Annotated in this window: 13 protein-coding genes; 3 read left to right on the top strand and 10 right to left on the bottom strand. The window is 59.9% G+C overall.

Annotated elements, in window-relative coordinates; translation table 11 throughout:
• Window positions 1-473 precede the first annotated feature (473 nt).
• Window positions 474-1,076 carry a phosphoribosylglycinamide formyltransferase gene (locus HY011_20460; protein ID MBI3425313.1) on the top strand — a complete coding sequence of 201 codons (603 nt, stop codon included), beginning with the start codon at window positions 474-476 and terminating at the stop codon, window positions 1,074-1,076.
• Here HY011_20460 and HY011_20455 read toward each other — a convergent pair.
• The 10 genes from HY011_20455 to HY011_20410 all read right to left on the bottom strand — a co-directional run bounded on the left by HY011_20455 (window position 1,063) and on the right by HY011_20410 (window position 15,716).
• Complete coding sequence (locus tag HY011_20455) at window positions 1,063-1,737, bottom strand: N-acetylmannosamine-6-phosphate 2-epimerase (GenBank protein ID MBI3425312.1); 675 nt, start codon at window positions 1,735-1,737, stop codon at window positions 1,063-1,065. The genes HY011_20460 and HY011_20455 overlap by 14 nt on opposite strands.
• A gap of 180 nt (window positions 1,738-1,917) precedes the next feature.
• Window positions 1,918-2,943, bottom strand: coding sequence for an ATPase (locus HY011_20450; GenBank protein MBI3425311.1), 1,026 nt, complete (start codon window positions 2,941-2,943; stop codon window positions 1,918-1,920).
• 149 nt (window positions 2,944-3,092) lie between these two features.
• Window positions 3,093-3,437 carry a hypothetical protein gene (locus HY011_20445; protein ID MBI3425310.1) on the bottom strand — a complete coding sequence of 115 codons (345 nt, stop codon included), beginning with the start codon at window positions 3,435-3,437 and terminating at the stop codon, window positions 3,093-3,095.
• Between the two features lie 35 nt (window positions 3,438-3,472).
• Window positions 3,473-4,648 (bottom strand): hypothetical protein, encoded by a 1,176-nt coding sequence (locus tag HY011_20440; GenBank protein MBI3425309.1) that lies wholly within the window; start codon window positions 4,646-4,648, stop codon window positions 3,473-3,475.
• A gap of 4 nt (window positions 4,649-4,652) precedes the next feature.
• Window positions 4,653-6,839 carry a hydantoinase/oxoprolinase gene (locus tag HY011_20435; GenBank protein MBI3425308.1) on the bottom strand — a complete coding sequence of 729 codons (2,187 nt, stop codon included), beginning with the start codon at window positions 6,837-6,839 and terminating at the stop codon, window positions 4,653-4,655.
• 269 nt (window positions 6,840-7,108) lie between these two features.
• Window positions 7,109-8,365 carry a citrate transporter gene (locus HY011_20430; GenBank protein ID MBI3425307.1) on the bottom strand — a complete coding sequence of 419 codons (1,257 nt, stop codon included), beginning with the start codon at window positions 8,363-8,365 and terminating at the stop codon, window positions 7,109-7,111.
• Window positions 8,366-8,622: 257 nt separating this feature from the next.
• Window positions 8,623-10,416, bottom strand: coding sequence for a DUF4127 family protein (locus HY011_20425; protein ID MBI3425306.1), 1,794 nt, complete (start codon window positions 10,414-10,416; stop codon window positions 8,623-8,625).
• A gap of 96 nt (window positions 10,417-10,512) precedes the next feature.
• A complete protein-coding gene (locus tag HY011_20420) occupies window positions 10,513-14,097 on the bottom strand; it encodes a TonB-dependent receptor (protein MBI3425305.1) in 3,585 nt (1,194 codons plus the stop codon).
• A 78-nt stretch (window positions 14,098-14,175) separates the two neighbouring features.
• Window positions 14,176-14,937 (bottom strand): GntR family transcriptional regulator, encoded by a 762-nt coding sequence (locus HY011_20415; GenBank protein ID MBI3425304.1) that lies wholly within the window; start codon window positions 14,935-14,937, stop codon window positions 14,176-14,178.
• 95 nt (window positions 14,938-15,032) lie between these two features.
• Complete coding sequence (locus HY011_20410; protein MBI3425303.1) at window positions 15,033-15,716, bottom strand: TIGR04283 family arsenosugar biosynthesis glycosyltransferase; 684 nt, start codon at window positions 15,714-15,716, stop codon at window positions 15,033-15,035.
• Window positions 15,717-15,967: 251 nt separating this feature from the next.
• On the opposite strand from HY011_20410, the gene HY011_20405 reads away from it, so the two are divergent.
• Together HY011_20405 and HY011_20400 are read left to right on the top strand one after the other, a co-directional pair.
• Window positions 15,968-16,825 (top strand): metallophosphoesterase, encoded by an 858-nt coding sequence (locus tag HY011_20405; GenBank protein ID MBI3425302.1) that lies wholly within the window; start codon window positions 15,968-15,970, stop codon window positions 16,823-16,825.
• 33 nt (window positions 16,826-16,858) lie between these two features.
• Window positions 16,859-17,806 (top strand): DUF1080 domain-containing protein, encoded by a 948-nt coding sequence (locus HY011_20400; protein MBI3425301.1) that lies wholly within the window; start codon window positions 16,859-16,861, stop codon window positions 17,804-17,806.
• Window positions 17,807-17,817: the final 11 nt, after the last annotated feature.

Raw genomic sequence — 17,817 nt, 5'->3', positions numbered from 1 at the left:
GAATCTTCTTTCGAAGGTTCTTTAGACGATAGCAAAGTTATTGGCACCTGGAATGCGACCGCATTATGCCTCACGCATTTGCTAGCCGCCTAATCAAATCAGTCAGTCTCAGTGTTTTTCCGCTCTAAAAATCATACGAGCGTGGCGCGGCTCTTTGCCCACACCTCTTCTTGCAGTTTTGCGTATGCCCTGCCCTTAATGCGAGGAGCAAGAAAGTGTGGGAAGCTCGGTCAAAAACGCGCGCACGCTGCCCGCCCGGCCAATCCAAGCGCAAGCCGGTTAAAGCAAGTCGCACGGGCGCGCAGTCCGGGTGGTGGAAAATTCCGGCCATCTTGGGCTGAAGCTCACCTCAAAGCTTCCGCCGGTATGGCGGCATAAAGAGCTTCACCCGTAGAGTTGGTTGCCAGCCTAGTCACAGAGTAGAATCCCGCCTCCTTTACAAAACAATCTATCGTTCCATCCTGAATCACCTTATGAAACGCATTGGCATTCTCATCTCTGGCCGCGGTTCCAACATGCTCGCGCTGGCCGAAGCCGTCCGCGCCGGGCGCATCCCCGACGCCGAAATCGCGCTCGTCATCAGCAACGTTGCCGATGCGGGCGGATTGGCGAAAGCCGCCGAACTCGGCATTCCCACCTGCGTGCTCGACCATCGCGGCAAAACCCGCGAAGAGCACGACCGCGCGCTGGCTGAACACCTGCACGCCGCGCAGGTGGATGTCGTCTGCCTGGCGGGTTACATGCGCCTGCTCTCGCCCTGGTTCATCGGCGAATTCCAGCATCGCGTGCTCAACATTCACCCTTCGCTGCTGCCCGCCTTTCCCGGCTTGCACGCCCAACGCCAGGCGCTGGATTACGGCGTCAAGTTTTCGGGCTGCACCGTGCATCTGGTGGATGAACACCTCGACCACGGCCCGATCATCAAACAGGCTGTCGTGCCGGTGTTGCCGGACGATACCGAAGATTCGTTGTCGGCGCGAATTTTGATGGAAGAACATCGGGTTTATGCGGAGGCGGTGGCGCTGCTGCTGAAGGCGGGAGAAAGAATTGACGGCCGCCGCTTCATCGCGGAGTAGCGCGTGGGGTAGCTGTTACAATGCGGCCAACCAACTGCCCAACGCCCGTAATCGCCGTCCCCACTACCACCGCAAACGCGCCGCAATCGAAGGCGCGCCGCACGTCTTTCGGCGTACTCACGCCGCCTTCGCAAATCACCGGCAGGGTCAGTCGTGCGGCCAGTTTTTCCAGCAAGTCAAACGCGGGCAAATTCATACCCGCCGTCTCTTCGGTATAACCGCACAACGTCGTCGCCACGAAGGCCGCGCCGCAATCCGCCGCGTGCAAGCCTTCGTCGAGCGTCGCCACGTCGGCTAGCACGGGTTTGTGCAATTCGTCTTGAATGCGCCGGATCAGTACATCCAGCGTTTCGCCGTTGGGGCGTGGGCGCAGCGTGGCATCGGTCGCGATGATGTCGGCTCCGCTGGCGGCGAGGCGCTCGGCGCTGGCGAACGTCGGCGTGATGTAAACCGGTGAAGCGGCGCATTCGACTTTATCCAAACCAATCACTGGGACGTGAACGCGCGCGCGGGTCGCCGCGACTTGCTCGGCGTGTTTGATGCGCACGCCCACCGCGCCGTGTTGTTCAGCCGTCAAGGCCAGCGCGCTGATGATGTAGGGATCGTTGAGCGGCGAACCGGCTGGGGCCTGGCAAGAGACAATGAGTCCGCCTTGCAACATTTAATCCCGCCCTACATCCCGGATGCGCTCTCAGCATCCATCACTTACAGCTTGATGGAGTACTAGATTGGTTTTCACTTCAATTTACGGGAAAAGCCGCGCTGCGGGACGGTACCGCGCGCGTGAGCAAGCGGAGCCTGCACGACTCAACCCACGGCGTAAGCTTGACGCGCCGCTTGCTCACGCGCGCGGTACCGTCCCGGCACAAGCTGCTCCCATAAACGTAATTGCAAACCGCTCTAATTGGTCGAGTAGTTGGGGAGTGATGGTTATGCCGGCCTGCCGATACGCCAACAGTAATGCGCCAACGGACGCAGTGAAACGCGGGGTGACAAGGCGCGCGTGCGGCAAGCGCCGGGCAAGGGCGGCGCGGAATTGCGCAAACAGATGGGTGCTCTTGAAAACGCCGCCGTGATACGAGACAGCGAGCGGCTCGCTGGCTTGCAAACGCTGCGTGACGGCTTCGGCCAACTCGGCCAAATCATCCGCCGCCTGGTCAAGCAATGGTTGCGCCGCGCTGACGCTGCGTTCGGCCAGCGCCGCCACCACGACGGCAAAGCCAGCCAATTGATCGCGCGAGATTACGTCGGCATAAACGTCTTCGCTGATGCTGGGCAGGTCGGGCCGCGCGAAATATTCAAGCAGCGCGGTCTGCAATTCGTCGTAACCATCAACACGATCCGCCCGCCGCAACGCCAGCGCCAAGGCCTGCCGCGCGATGGCAAAGGCGCTGCCTTCATCAGCGAACAGATAACCCCGTCCGCCGACGCGCACGTAACGCCGTGCGCCGCGTGTATCAAACGCTTCGCCGCACGCCACTGAACCCGTGCCCGCCAACACGATCACGCCCGGCTGACCTGCGTGCGCGCCCGCCAACGCGCCCGGTGCATCGTGGTCTACTTTCAGAAATTCAGCGGAAAGCAATTCGTTGACGATGGCGACTTTGTCTTCGGGTACACCGGTCAGCGCGAGATAGGCGCTCACGAATCGGAACGCGCGCACCTCCTGCGGTTCAATTAACCCGGCCTGCCGCAACGCCGTACCAACTGCCTGATTAACGGCGTTGGTCAGCCGTTCGCGTCCGCCCGGCGCGCGGGTGTGATTGCTTGCACCCGCGTGTCCACAACCCACAATGCGCCCCTGCGCATCGGCAACCAACGCCGTGGTGTGGCTCTGTCCGCCATCAATCCCTAAAAAGTACGCCATAAATTTCGCTGTTCACTTGCAAGCAGAGCGGAGCCTTTGGAATGCGTGCGGCACAGGCCGCCGCTTTGGTAGTCTTCCGGATTGTCGAATAAGCAACTGGACTATCAAAGCGGCGGCCTGTGCCGCCCGCACTCCAAAGACGCTTCGCGTCAACAATTGCCAATCCATTCGTGCGCAAAGGCGTGGGCAGCACTTTCAATTGTTTTGCTTGAAGCGAAAACCGAAGGACGCGGCAGCAACAAATGACCGAGTTCGTGCGCGATGACGAGTTCACGCATCTGTTCGCAGTAGTCCGCCTGTTCGAGCACGGCTTCATTCAGCACGATGCGCAAAGGTTCGCGCGTGCATTCGCCGTAATAAACAATACGGCCATGTGCTACTTGCCAGCGGTCAGCAACAACTTCGACGCCGTGTAGCCGCGCTAACTCAAAAGCTGAAACCGGGCCGTGCTGTTGGCGTAATTTTGCGGCCAGGGCGCGGGCCGTTGCGCTCAAATCCGTTTCCCCGTTTCGACACGACAGCCCGCGCATCAATACTTCACCTTCGGCTCGCCCTCGAATTTTTTCGGATTGATCGGGCGCTCGGTCGAAAGTTCGCGCACGGTCATGGTTTCCAGCAACTCGCCATCGCGCGTCACGTCAATGCGATGCGGCAATTGTGCGCCATTGACGGCACGGTAATCTGACAATAGCCAGCGCATCTCGTGCATACGGGCTGGTTTGGAACGCGCCCGCCGCTCCTGCCCCGCACGTTGATAAGTGCGGCGCAAATAACCGCGATCCAAGGCGGCCACTTCGACCATCACGCTGGGTCGCAAGGCTTCGACATAAGCCAGCGCGACGGCCACCAACTGATGTGTTTGCGGATCGAGAAACAGGAACGGGCGGAACTCATCGGGCAGCACGCCCATCAACAAGTCCACTTCTTTCGGTTCCACGCCCAAGGTTTGATCGGTGAACTCATATTTGCCTTCGTAGCGCCATTTAACCGGCACGGCGGCGGGCGTCTTCAGCAAATACATCAGCGTGAAAAGGCTCAATTGCTGTAACGCGCTTTGCGTCTGCGCGTTCAGCGTGCGATCAACGTCCCCGACATCCACCACGCGGTTGTCGCCCTGCGAAGAGCGCACTTGCAAGGGCGGGTCGCGCCAGGCCTTGTCGCCATTGACGATTTCGGAAAAAGAATAGTTGTAATTGCTCAGCGTCTGGGTCGTGAACCGGCGCCGGTAACGGTCGGGCGCGGCGAAATCCAATTCGATCTTGCCGTTGAGCGTGCGCTCTTTTTCTTCGACTTTGTCGGGGCCTTGCACACTGACGTATTTGATGGGGCGTTCCAGTTTGAGTCGCACGGTCAGGTTTTGCAGCTTGCTCCAGGCATCATCATTGCCGACAGCCTCGCGCGCTTGTTTGAGCAACGTTTGCGCGTGCGCCAACTGCGCCTGCTCATCTTTGTTCTCTGGCGCAGAGCGCTCCTGCGGTTTGCGTTCCTGGGCATTGCCCAGCGAACTGCACAAAAGCAGCGCAAGCAAAAACCAGCCACCTACAGCTTTGAATGTAAGGGGCCGCGTCTTTGGAGTGCGCGCGGCACAGGCCGCCGCTTTGGTAACCCTTGGGCGCGTGACGAATGAAGGGAATACCAAAGCGGCGGCCTGTGCCGCGCGCACTCCAAAGGCTGCGCCAATCATTTTCACGTTCGTGCTTTGCATTGCTTTATACCTGCTTCGGGCATGCCACGATCACCAACTTGGTGGCCGGATCGAGCGACCGCAATTCGACTTCGGTCAACGCCTGTACTTGTTCCAATTCGGCCAAGCCGGAAAAATTCACCAAGCGTGCGCTGTACAAAATGAAGATGTCGGGGATCGTGCGTCCGGCGTCTCCATAATCGGTCAGCGCCTCGACCGCGCGTGCTAATTCATCTGGGAGTGCGGCGAGCGTCGTATTGCTTACACGCGCCGTGCTGCGCTGTAAGCGTATCACGCCCGTGCGATCTACGACACGCAACATTTGCCGCCGCGCGTTAAAAAGACCAAAGCAGGAGCGCTCTACTTGTTCGCCCGTGAAAACCAAATGACCGACAGTTTCCGCCGCGAGCCGCATTGCGCCCGCGTCCAGCCGCATCGAACGTGCCGCCGCAGTTTGGCAATCCGCGACGGTCAGCGTCACTGCTTCGCCCTCACGTCGTTTCATTTCGGTGGTGCCCAACGCCGTCGCACGTACCAGATTGCGGCGCTTATCCACTTCGACCTGTACCTCGACGCTCTCAGCCACGGCGCCCGCCGCAATCGCGGCATCGGCGGCTGCGCGACGCACTTTCAGAATATCTTCGGGCGTGGGATCAACGATGTTGCGTTCGATGGTGTCGCGCACCATCGCCAGCGCGACACCGATGGGCGAAATAACTTCGGCATTGCGGGCGATGCGATGTTCCAGTTTCAGCAACTGCGCGGTGAATGGCACCAATGAAGCGGCACCGCCGCCGCCACCGACCAGCACGACTTGATCGCGCGCGAGTTGGTATTCGGCAATCAGTTCGTTGATCGTCGCCACGATTTTGCCGCCAGCCAGCTCAAGCACATTCGCCGCCGTTGCAAACGAACCTTTCCCCGCACGCCCCAAACTCTCGCTCAATAAAGTAAAAGCGATTTCCGCCGAATGTTTATTTCCAAACGCGAAATGTCCCGGCGTAATGTAACCCAACAAATTTGCCGCGCAGGTCGTAGTGATCGCCACGCGCTTTCCACCTATCGTGCGCACTACCGCGTAATCCCTTTCATCGCCCGGCGTCGGCTGAATAATTTCGACTTCCCCACCGGCAAGTTCTGCTGGCGGAGTAAAGCAGGCATAAGCCAGCCCCGCGATGTGCGCACTGCGTGGGCCGACATCTGTAATTTCAAATATGTGATTCACGGCTGGCTCAATCTCTGCGTCAACCCGAATCATGCTGCCGCCACCCACGCCCAGCGTGCGCACATCCAGCGTGTTCAGGTACATCCGATGCCCGTTCAAACGCGCGGACCGCGTGGCCGGATTGCCATCGCGGATGACCGATATGTCGGCGCTGGTGCCGCCCACTTCGATAAAGATGCCGTCCGACACGCGTTCGTGCATCAACGCGCCCGCGATGCCCGCCGCCGGGCCGGAGAGCATGGTCAGGAGCGGGCGGTTGTGGACTTCGCCGACGCTCATCACGCCGCCATCCGAACGCATAATCATCAACGGCGCGCCGATGCCGGTGTCTTTCACGCAGCGTTCGGTCATTTCCGCCGTCTCGATCATCTTCGGCAAGATGGCCGCGTTGATGACGGCGGTGCGGGTGCGCACGCGCAAGCCGTATAGGCTGCTGACTTCGTGACCGCTGGTGGCGAGCAGGTTTTTCGCCCGCGCTTTTTCGGCAATCAGCGTCTCGCCCGCAGCGCGGTCTACGCTGAACGCTTCGCTAGCCACGATCACGCGCACGCCACGCGCCGCCAACAAATCCAACGCCTGTTCCAACGCCTGTTCGCGCGCGCGCTTCTGCGCATTGACGAAGGCGTGTTGCGCGATCAACTGCTTGCTGGCGGTCAACGCAATCGGCGGCACCCGGGTCGCGCGCCGCGCCAGCCAGCCTTCAAAACCGCTGCCTGTCGCCACGACGCCCACCTCGGCCACATCGCCTTCCAGCAACGCATTCGTCGCCTGCGTCGTGCTGTGCGCGATGAAGCTGACATCATCGGGTTGCAAGGCGAATTTGCGCATGGCTTCTTCGAGCGCTGACACGATGCCCAGCGCCACGCCCTCGCGCGCGGTGTGCGAAGTGGGCAGCTTCAATTGCCCGACGAGTTCGTGCGTCTCGTTGTCCAGCACGACCACGTCGGTGAAGGTGCCGCCGACATCAATGCCAATGCGAACTTTCATAATCGTTCCGCCCACGAAGGCACACGAAGGAGTACTAAGAAGACTCAGCAGTTCCAAATTTCAACCTGTGGTAACGCGTCGTACTGGCGGGCTGATTCCTGATTCCTGGCTCCTGATTCCTGGTTGTTGAAAATTGCCGGCATTTTCGGCCTATCAGGCATCCGGAGCCAGGAATCAGCTTGCGTCCTACAGCTCAGCCTTTCCCCTGCTGTTAGAACTACTGAGACTTTATTTTCCTAGTGCTCCTTCGTGTGCCTTCGTGCGGAAGGCTAGCGCAAATACAACATGCTGCCAGCCACCAATCCCAACACACAGACCGCCACTTTCCACGCCAGCGTCGCACGCGTGATTTCTTCGACGCGCATGCCGACATAATTCGCCACCCAGACGTTGTGCGTATTGGTCGGATCGCTGACGGTTTGCACCTGCGCGACACTCATCACCGCCGCCACCAACGCGGCGGGCGGCAACAGTCCCAGCGCGCTCAGCAGCGAATACACGCCGATGCCGACGCCGTAAAAATTGAGCGGCCCGCGATACAAGGCCAGCGGCGAGAGCAAGCCAAAGAACGCCACATACACCAGCGGTGAGCGGAAGTTGATACCTTGCACCAACGGCGCGAGCGCGCCTTTGATGGCGGGAATTTCTGTCGTATTGAGCAGCATCCCGATGCCGATCATCAGGATGATTGCCGCCGCCACGTCTTCCAAACCTTTCACCGCCGCGCTGGCAAGTTGCTGCACCAATTCGCGCGGGCGCGTCAACAACACAGCCAGCACCGCGCTCGCCAAAAACGCCGGCATCACCGGCCAGCCCAAACCTTTGTGCAAGGCCAGCGGCAAGAGCGGCACGAGCAGCGTATACAGCGGCACGTCGCGTTTGGCCGCAATGTCGTCAACGGCCACCGCCCACGCGCCATACGCACTGATGCGGCGTGCGGCATAAACCAAAAAGACGATGATCAGCGAAACATCAATGGCGAACAGCACGCTCGCGAATTGGCCGATGCTCTGCGCTTCGAGTTTGAGCGTCTTTTGGTACAGCCCCCAGGCCGCAATGTTGAAGACGAAACCCGCGCCGTAAGCCAGCAAAAACAGCACACCGGTCAGTTTACGCGGCACACCCAGACTCATCATGATCGGCAGCGTCAACCCGCCCACCATAATGATCGCGCCCAAGCCGGTCAGCGTCGTGAACAGCAACGCCACCGCCAGCATCAGCATTACCGCGACGGCCAACGGACGGTCGCCGCCAAACTCCGCCGCGCGCTTGATCAGCCCTTCGGCAATGCCGGTCTGCATCACAACGCGGCCCAGCAAGGCCCCCGCCAATACCATCAGATAGGCGTCCACCAAACGCCGCGCGCCGCCCACGATTACATCGTTCAGAATTTGCGCGAGCGGGGTGCGCGCGGCCAACGCCATCGTCACGGCCATCGCGGGCACGGCCAAGATCGCAGGCATACGGCGCGTCAGCATCAGCGCGGCATAGCAAAGGAAGATGAGGATGATGAATAGGGCAGTCATTCGATTGCGAATTGCGAATTGCGAATTGCGATCCGAGCAAGGTTTTAGATCGGATTGCAGATCAGTGTACGAGAAAAAGCGCGCTCCGGGGCAGTACCGCGCGCGTGAGCAAGCGGAGACTCATGGTAGACCGTATTGCGCCAGCGTTGACATCCCGCTTGCTCACGCGCGCGGTACTGTCTTAGCCGCACTGCCCGTACATTCAATTGCAAACTGGTCTAGGGTGCCTGCTCAAATCCGCCATCCGCCATCCGCCATCAATTCAAGGTGTGATCCAGTTTGAATTCGACGGCAACCTCAAAGGTGCGCGCCCACGGCAGGTAAATTTTCAGGTCTTTGAGGCCGTTGATTTTCAGCACGCGCTCTTGTCCGCGTTGAAAGGCCAACGGGTAGGTGCGGCCTTGAAAGTATTCGGCAAAGAATTGCTCAAGCTCGGCGCGCAGTTTCGTTTCGACTTCGCGGTTGGCCTCAGCGTACTTTTCCGGCGTGAGTTCATAGGTCACCGTGCCGTCGTTGGCCGCCGCCGCGCGCAAACGTTCGTTGACCGCCGGGCGCACAACGTCGTGATAAAGGTAATCGCCCGCAAACCGATGCAACAGGAATTCAAGCTGCGCGACCTGCGTGCGGGTTGAACGTTCGAGCAGGTCGTTGAGCTTCTGGCGGTAAAAGACGCGCATGTTCGCCTGGGGAATCGCCGTGCCCAGCGTGTTGCCCGCCGTATTCCAAGCCGCATAACCGGCGAACATGTCGAACAGTTTTTCGCGTTTGAGGATTTCGATCAGCCGTTCATCGGCTCCGCTGCGATGCGGCGCGGGAAAGAGCACGTCGGCCAGCACCACCCAACGGCCCGCTTTCAGTTCAGCCAGCAGCTTGCCGACGAATTGGTTGAATTCGCTTTGGGTTGTTTCGGGCGCATTGACGAAGAGTTTGTAATCATACGGCTCAGTCTCTTCGACGATCACACCACCCGCTGCATAGACCTGATGTTCGACGGTGAATTGCAGCGGATGATCTTCAAAGGGCGCAATCACCTGCTTGCTCTTTTCGGAAGAGTACACGACCGCCACGCGCAGCTTGCTGCTGTACTTGTCCAAGACCGCGCGGCTGGTGAGCGACAGCGCGCCCTCGTCCGCGCCGTTGTAGATTGGAATTTTGGCGTCGAGTTTCAATTGTTGCAGCCGTTCGCGCAGCTTGTCCTGATCCTGCCGGTGTAAGCCGTATTGGCGCGCGTCGTCCTGCAACAGAATCATCTCGTCAATCTGGCCGGCGCGATACAGATCGAGCGCCGCCAGATTGACCTGCAAATTGCGTTTGCGCGCGGCCAGATAATCCTGAATGACCTGCGGCTCCAATTCGCGTTTGAGCAGCGTCAGTTCATCGGCCAGCTTTTGCTCGCCGGTCTTGGGCACGCGATCCATCAACTCGGCCCAACGCGCCAGCTTGTCGTGCGTGCCGCGCGTTTTGGCCGTGGCTGTCGGCGCGACGCGCATGATTGTGCTGAAAACATAGACCGGCACGCGCGGATATTTCTGTTTGAACCAGCGAAAAAACTCCAAGCGCGCGACGGCCGCGTCCAGCGTCGTGTTAGGCACGCGCGAGGCAACCAGTCCGCCATAGGCCAGCATATCCAGCGAGACGATCAGCGCGTCGGTCTTGCTGTAATCCTGTGCCTTCAACCATTCAGCCAGCTTGGCCGTGTCGCCCGCTTGCGTGAAGCGGCCCAGCAATTCGCGCGGCGGCATGGTCACTTGATGATCGGCGATGGCTCCGATCATCTGGGCGAACTGGCCCACCGCCGGGCGGTCATCAAGCGGTACCAGCGTCAGGTAGCCCGCCGCGCCGAGTGGGCCTTTGTTCATCGGCACGGGTTTGAGTTGCGGGCGCGGTTTCGGTTTGGTCTGGGCGTTTATACCTGGCGTGAGCAAACCAAACACCAACCAGAGAATTGCGAGTTGTCGAAAGAGTTTCATCGCCGCGAAAGTAATGAAAACGTGGTCAGTGGTCAATGACGCGCCACAGTAGCGCAACCGGCCGAAGTTGCGCGGTTTCATAAGTAGCGTCATGGCGCAACGTAAATCTTGGTTGTAGTTGATGAAGCCGTGCAACCTCGGCCGGTTGCGCTACTGTGGCTCCAATGTTCAGCGGCTTCAAAACGTGATGCGCGCCGCCAACTGCACCCGGCGCGGCGGCGTCAGGATGTTGGTCACGCGCCCGAATTGCGGGTCGTTCACGCTGGTTGTCGGCGTGGCGAAAACCACGCGATTGAAGGCATTGAAAAATTCGCCGCGAAACTCGAAGTTGACTTTCTCGCTGATCCGAAACGTCTTGCCCATCACGGCGTCGAGGTTGACATAATTGTCGCGCCGCACGCTGCCCAGCGTGCGCGAGGCGTTGCCGAAGACGAAACACTTGCTGCGGTCATCGCCTGTGGGCGCACCCGGACACGCGGTGATTTCGTCGTTGGCATTGAAAAACGCCGCCGTGTTAAACCACGCCAGATTGTTGCGCACATTGTCGCGCGCTGTACCGTTGTCCAGCTTCGGGTCCTGGCCCGCGCGCACGCTGACACGCTGCACGCTGTTGCCCAGCCCCAGGCGATTGGTCGCTACCAACGCGAGCGGCGTGCCCTGTTGCCAAGTGTATGTGCCGCTCACTTGCCAGCCGCCGATGACCGCATCCAGCGCGCGCGGCAGCTTGCTCAGCAATTGCCGCCGGTAACCAAACGGCAATTCATAGTGCCAGGTGAATTGGAAGCGGTGCGGCACATCCTGGGTCGAGAGCGACCATTCATCGCGGATGTTGTAGATGTTTTGAATATTGGTCGTGTCGGTGAAAGCGATGCCGCTGCCCGTGCCGCCCGTGTCCATCGTTTTCGACCAGGTGTAATGACCGAGAAACGAGAGGCCTTGCGAAAAGCGTTTTTGCAAACTCAATTGCAGGCCGTGATATGACGAACCGCCCAGATTCGCCAGCGGGCGCGAATAGGCAATCGTCGTGTATTGCGGGAACGGGCGCAGCAAGGCGCTGCGCGCCACCGTGGAGCGGCTCAGGGCCGACAGCGGATCGGTGATGACGCCGTTGAACGGATTTGTCACCAGTTGCGCCAGCGCCGTGTTGCCCAGCGTTTGATTAGCCGGATCGAGTTGATTCAGGTTGAAACTGTTGAGCGGCAGGCGCACGCCGTGGCTGCCGACATAAGCGGCTTGCGCCAACAGCGCTTTGCCGAGTTGCCGCTGCACCGCCAGATTCCAGAGTTGATTGTACGAACTGCCAATGCGGTCTTCGACGGCGGTGATGCCCTGGCCCAACAAGGACGCCGCGCCGCGTGATTTGCCGATAATCGCCGGAATGCCCGTCGGAAAGGGGTTGCTCAGCAAATTTTGCGGGATGCGCGTGTCGGGTTGATCGCTGCTGATCGTGTAATTGAAGCCGACCGAGCCGAGCACTTCGACCGAGACCGGCAAATAGGTCAGCGCGTAACCGGCGCGCACGACGGTCTTGTTGTTGAGTTGCCAGGCCGCCCCCAGGCGCGGCGCGAAGCGTTTTTTATCCGCCGCCCATTCGGCTTCGCCCTTATCCACGAAGCGCAAGAGGCCGTTGACATCGCGGCCCAGCGCGGCGCGCACCGCCGGCGTGTTGACCGGCGCGGGCGCGCGGAAATCAAACGCGGTCAGCCGGTCGCTAGATTCGCCCGTGCCCGTTTCCAAATCCCAACGCAGCCCCAGATTCAACGTCAGGTTACGCCGCACGCGCCAATCGTCTTGCACGAAGCCCGCCGCGTATCGGTGATAGATCGTCAGCGGCGTGCCGTATTCATAGATCGCCTGGTTCGCGCCCGCCGCATAGGCGCCCAGCAGGAACGAGGCCAGGCCCCAGCCGCTGCTGGTCGAGCCGACGTTCGGGTCGGCCTGCGTGTAGCTGGCGTTGAAGCTGAAATTGCCCGTCGTGTCGAAAACCTGGAACGGGTGGAAGCGAATCAGCCGGAATTCAAAACCCGGTTTCAAGGTGTGCTTGCCCCAGACTTTGGTCACGGTGTCGGCCACGGTCGTCGTGTCGCGCGGCTGGTTGTTGAAGCCGCGCGAACCCAGCGCCGAATAGCTGAAGCCGTTCGCGCCCAGGTTGAAGGTCGGAAATTGCAGCACCGCCGCGTTGTCTTTCAGATAGCGCGGCAAACCCAGCGTCGTCGGGTCGAAGCCCGTGCCGAAGGGCACCTGGTTCGCGTGCGAGCGCACATAGCCATAGCGGAAGTTGTTAAACAGCGAATTGCTCAGCGTGTAGGAATGGTTGATGACCGCGTGCGTGAATTTATCAATCACCACGCGCCCATTGCCCGCGATATTGCCCAGCGGATTGAATTGTTCGTCATCGCGCCGCATGCGCGTCCAACGCACATACACGCTCTGTTTCGACGAGAAATTGTGATCCACGCGGATCGAATAGTAATTCTGGTCGAGGATGTTGGTGCCCGCCGCGACGTAGTTGTTCGAGCCGCCCGTGTCGTCCGCCGCGCGGTTCGGTTCGGGGTAAAACTTCAGCGCGGCCACGGCCACCGGGTCGCAGAACGATTTGTTGGTGGCGGGATTGAGGGCCGCGCAATTGATCTTGTTGCCGGCGAATTGATCGCGGATGAATTGCGTCGTACTGCCCGGCGCGTTGCGCGTCGTCCAGGGATTGTAGATCGAAATCAGCGCGCCCGCGCGATTGCGCGTGTCTGAAAAATCGCCGTTGCGTTGCGCCAGCGTCGGCACCGTCAACAGCGTGCCCACCGGGTCGCGGTTGCGGCGGCCTTCGTAGTTGAAGAAGAAAAACGTCTTGTTCTTGCCGTTATAAAGTTTCGGAATGTCCACCGGCCCGCTGAAATCCGCGCCGAAATGGTTGCGGCGGTTGCTGACGCGCGCGATACGATTCTTGTTGTTAAACCAACCATTCGCGTTGAATTCGCTGTTCTGATGAAACTCAAAGACCGAGCCGTGATAACGGCTGCCGCCGGGCCGCGTCGCGTAGGTCACCACACCGCCGCCCGTGCGCCCGTATTCCGCCGAAAGCGCGCCGCTCACGACTTTGAATTCCTGCACGGCGCGCGCGGGTGGCGTCGCGCCCACGCCGTTGAAATCGCCGATGGTGTTGGCGACGCCGTCCACCAGTACATCGTTGGTGCTGCCGCGCCCGCCATTCACCGAAAAGTTCGAATCGAAAAAGCTGCGATTGCCGATCAGGCCGATGGCTGCCGGATTGCTCGGATTGCCCGACACCACGCCCGGCGTGATTTGCACCAACTGCATGACGTTCTGGTCAATCAGCGGCAGGTTTTCGACCAGCTTCTGTTCGACGCCCTGCTCCAGCGCGGACGATTCAGCCTGCAACAGCACCGCAGCCGACGAGACCTCGACCGTCATTTCCGTGCCGCCGACGGTCAATTGCAAATCCACCGTGGCGCGCTGGCCGATTTCCAAGCGCAGCCCCCGTTTGGTCAGTTTCTGAAAGCCCTGCGCTTCGGCGCTGACAGTGAACTCGCCCGGTTGCAAACCGGGCACGAAATAGGCGCCCGCGCTATTGGTGGTCACGGTCTTTGCCACGCCAGTGCGGATGTCGCTGACGATGACTTTGGCATTGGCGACGACCGCGCCCTGCGGATCGGTGACCGCGCCCGTCAACAGCGCCGAAGTGTCTTGCGCGTTGGCAGTGAAAACACAAAACAGCGCCAGGATTAAGCTGCTTGCCAGCTTTTTCATTTGCATACTTACCTCTAGGGAATTTTGCGAGACTGACAAATTTCAAATTCGTAATTTGAGATTTGCTTTGGGATTGGTTCAACGGCCCTGCCGTTTCAATTGAATCGCCGCTTGATAGCGGTCGCCGCGATAGACCGAGCGTACCGATTCGATCACGGCGTCATCGGCAGCATACACAGTGCGCTGCACCACCAGCACCGGCGCGCGCGGTTTGATCGAAAGCAATGCTGCCTCGCTTTTGGTCGCACAGGCGGCTTCTAAAACTTCATCCGCCCGGCCCAGCCGCACGCCGTAACGCTGCTCTAAAACCTGATACAACGAGCCGCGCTCGACATCGGCGCGCTTGAGTTGCGGGCACAAATGCACCGGCAGCAAACAGGTCTCAACCGCCATCGGCACACGATCAGCCAACCGCAACCGCGTCAACTCAAACGCTTCCTCCCCTTCGGCCAGGCGCAGCTTTTGCGCTTGCGCGGCCTCGGGCCGGAAGCGTTTGAAGTTCAGTAGACGCGAGCCAGGCTCCAAGCCGCGCCGCCGCATGTCTTCACTGAAGCCGAGCAACTGGCGCGTTTGCACATCCAGCTTTTGTTCGGCGACAAAGGTGCCGCGCCCGCGTTCGGAATAAATCAGCCCTTCGTCCCGCAAGGCGCTCAAGGCCTGGCGCGCCGTCATCCGGCTGATGCCCAGGCTTTCCGACAGTTCGCGTTCCGAAATCGCCGCGCCCGGCGCCAGTTCGCCGCCTTCGATGCGGCGGCGCAGGGCCTGTTCGATTTGGTGATAGAGCGGTGTGAAACTCTGCTTATTTAGTTTGACGCCTGCGCCCAGCAAATTGCTTGTCATGTTTTTCAGGCTCGCTCGGTTGATCAGATGCCTAGTGGACTAGACCACTTAATCGGCGCTTTATAGCGTTTCTCCAGCAGCAGCGTCAAGCGCAGTCAACGCACGTCCAGAAAAAATCGTTTGAGCCGGGCGGGCGAAAAGCCCAGCCAATAGCCCAAGCGCAAGGCGTACATCAACAACCCCGTGCGCACCAAGCCGTGCTGTTGCCAGCGGCGCGGCGAGACGCACACCGGGTGCGGCAGAACGCAGACGCGGCCTTGGCGTTTGAGCCGCTCGAACAATTCGAGGTCTTCCATCAACGGCAGAGCCGGGTAGCCGCCCAACTGCTCAAACACTGTGCGCCGCGCGAAGAGCGCCTGATCGCCGGTAGCCGTTTGGAACCAGCGCGTGCGCAGGTTGATGCCCCAGGCGTAAACGCGGTAAGCGCGCGGCACGTGAGCCGGAAAGCCAAAGGCAAAACAGCCGCCTACCACCTGTTCATCTTGTAACGCGGCGCGGATGTCGGCGAGCGCCGTCAACGGCAAGCGCACATCGGCGTGCAAAAACAAGAGCGCTTCGCCGCGCGCCGCCGCCGCGCCGGCGTTCATTTGCAAAGCGCGGTTGGCGCGCCCGAATTCCAAGACACGCGCCGCCCCGCCCTGTTGCGCCAACGCGGCTGTGCCGTCTGTGCTGCCGCCATCCACCACAATGACCTCGGCCACTTCGGGCAGACAGGTCAATTCGCGCAACAAGGCCTGAATTTGCCGGGCTTCGTTGAGAACCGGGATGATGACGCTGATGACGGGTGATGGTGACACGCGCTAGAGGGTATCCTTTTGCAGTAAATCAGAAGCGTGCGCAAGATGCCGCAACCGCGCGCCGCTTGGCAAATCGGCGTTGCGCAATGCGCCGCGTAGTTCGTATAATTCGCGCACTGTTTCGCATCCCATGATGATTCAATAGATGACTCAACAAACAATTCAACCTACGCGGTGCAAAGAAAAAGACAGCAGAGCTTTTGAGTTCACCCCCCTTACGGAGCTAACGCTGGATGAAACATAACGTATTTGCGCGCCTGACCCGGCGCCGCCCGGAACGGTATCAATGGCGTCAGACCTTCGCGGCGCTGGTGCAAGCCGCCTTTGTCGAAGCCCATCAGTTCGAGATTACCCAACCCCAAATCCGGATTCCCAAGCTGCCGCACGCCTTTCACGGTTTGCGGCTGGCGCAACTTTCCGATCTGCATCACAGCCCTTTCCTGAGCGACAACGAAATCGCCGAAGCCGTGCGGCACGTCAACACGTTGCAACCGGATGTCATCGTCCTGACGGGCGATTACGTTTCGCACACGCGCGCTTACATCGGCGCGTGCGCGCGCACGTTGGGCGCCTTGCGCGCGCCGCTGGGCGTTTTTGCCGTGCTGGGCAATCACGATCATTGGACGGATGGCCCGTTGATGGCTGCGGCCTTGCACGACCAAGGCGTGCGCGTGTTGACGAATGAGAATCTCAAACTCGAACGCGCTGGCGCGCACATTCGCCTGCTGGGCATTGACGACATCCTGACCAAGCACGCAGATTTGCCGCAAGCGTTGGTTGGCACTTCGCGTGACGAAACGCGCATTCTGCTTTCGCACAACCCGACCATCATCCGCGAAGCCGCGCGGGCGGGCATTGACCTGGTGTTGTCGGGCCACACGCACGGCGGCCAAATCAACTGGCGCTTGCTGACGGGACGCGAAGAGCGCCGCCGCCGCTGGCTGGTGCGTAAGAGCCGCCGCTTCATGCGCGGCCATTCGCAACTGGGTGAAACACAAATTTATGTCAATCGCGGCTTGGGCACAGTGATCGCGCCGTTGCGGTATGGCTGCCCGCCGGAAATCACGTTGTTGGAATTACGCGCCTTTTGAACTGCGGCTGAAATTTATTGAGGAACTGATTCGATGAAACAAACGCTTGCCCTAATTTGCTTGCTGACCCTTTTGACCATCAATGCCGGTGCGCAAAATGCACCCGGCTTTGCCGATACCGTGCTGGGCCGCTGGGATTTGACCGTGCAAGGCGCCGACGGCGTCAGCTATCCGTCCTGGCTGGAAGTCCGTTTGCGCAAAGAGAACGAATTGATGGCCAGTTTCGTAGGACGCTTCGGCAGCATGCGTTACGCCAGCAAAGCCGAATTTGCCAACGGCCAACTCACCATCGTCATTCCCGCACAATACGAAGTCGCGCCCAAAGAACTCGTCTTCACCGGCAAACTCAACGGTGAACAACTCGTTGGTACGGTGATTGACGAAAACGGCAAAACGATTCAATGGACAGGCAAACGCGCGCCCGCCCTGACGCCAAGCAAAGCTGTCGCCTGGGGTAAGCCGATTCAACTCTTTAACGGCAAAGACATGACCGGCTGGAAGCTGCGCAACAACTTACACCCTGATTGTTGGAGCGTGGCCGACGGCGTTATGACCAACAAGACACCCTGCGCCGACATCATCAGCCAGCAGAAATTCACCGACTTCAAAGCGCACGTCGAATTCCAAACCGTGCCCAACGGCAACAGCGGCGTCTATCTGCGCGGGCGTTACGAAGTGCAGATCAGCGACGGCTTCGATCAAGTGCTCGATAGTTTGCGGATGGGTGCGGTGTACGGCTGGCTCAAACCGCTGGTGAACGCGGCGAAGAAACCTGGTGAGTGGCAAGCATTGGACATCACGCTGGTGGGTCGCAAAGTCACGGTCGTGTTTAACGGCCAAACGTTGATTGATAACGAAACCATCCCCGGCATCACCGGCGGTGCGCTCGACAGCGACGAAGCCGCGCCTGGCCCGATCATGCTGCAAGGCGATCACACCAAGATTCTGTATCGGAAGGTCGAAATTACGCCGACGAAGTGAAAAGATGCAGT

The sequence above is a fragment of the Acidobacteriota bacterium genome (assembly GCA_016196035.1).
GTDB lineage: Bacteria > Acidobacteriota > Blastocatellia > RBC074 > RBC074 > JACPYM01.
This window is presented reverse-complemented; position numbering and strand designations above follow the sequence as displayed.